This is a genomic window from Lactobacillus sp. C449L (genome assembly GCF_059900815.1).
The window spans coordinates 1-425 of the sequence record NZ_JBWXGA010000343.1; the positions used below are offsets into that span (position 1 = coordinate 1).

General features: G+C 55.5%; 1 protein-coding gene. It reads left to right on the top strand.

Going from position 1 to position 425, the window contains the following annotated elements:
• Positions 1-75 precede the first annotated feature (75 nt).
• Positions 76-384: a hypothetical protein gene (locus AC2JF9_RS09695; RefSeq protein WP_500727358.1), complete on the top strand. Its 309-nt coding sequence runs from the start codon at positions 76-78 to the stop codon at positions 382-384.
• Positions 385-425: the final 41 nt, after the last annotated feature.

The following is a 425-nucleotide window of genomic DNA, read 5'->3' on the forward strand; positions in this document are numbered from 1 at the left end:
GCTTGTTTCATTCGGACGAACGATCGTGATATATTGGATACAACGCTATGCGTCACAGCGGAACGGAGGGACCGGATGGAGCGTTTTGCGCCGGAAGCGCATTTCTCGTTCGATGCCAGGCTCGGTATTCCGACGCCGGAGCTGCGGCGGGAATGGACCGAGTTCACCGCGGCGGAGCAATCGGCGATATTATATTATTGGGAGACGGTTCGCGGAGCGATTCCGGACCGGATTTTCGCTTTCGAGCGGGAAATCATCGAATTGCAGGGCCGGCTCGACGATGAGGAAAACTTCGAGACGGTCTGCGACATGACGTGGGAAATCGCGGACCGGGCGAGCCGGATCAACGATTTGCATCTATACTTCCGCTTGAATCAGGACTGATGACGAGTTAACTGCAATCGAGCGATAGGCGGAACACATTG

Excerpts from the sequence above, each read along its gene's own strand:
- AC2JF9_RS09695 (WP_500727358.1), top strand. The coding sequence starts at position 76 with ATGGAGCGTTTTGCGCCGGAAGCGCATTTCTCGTTCGATGCCAGGCTC.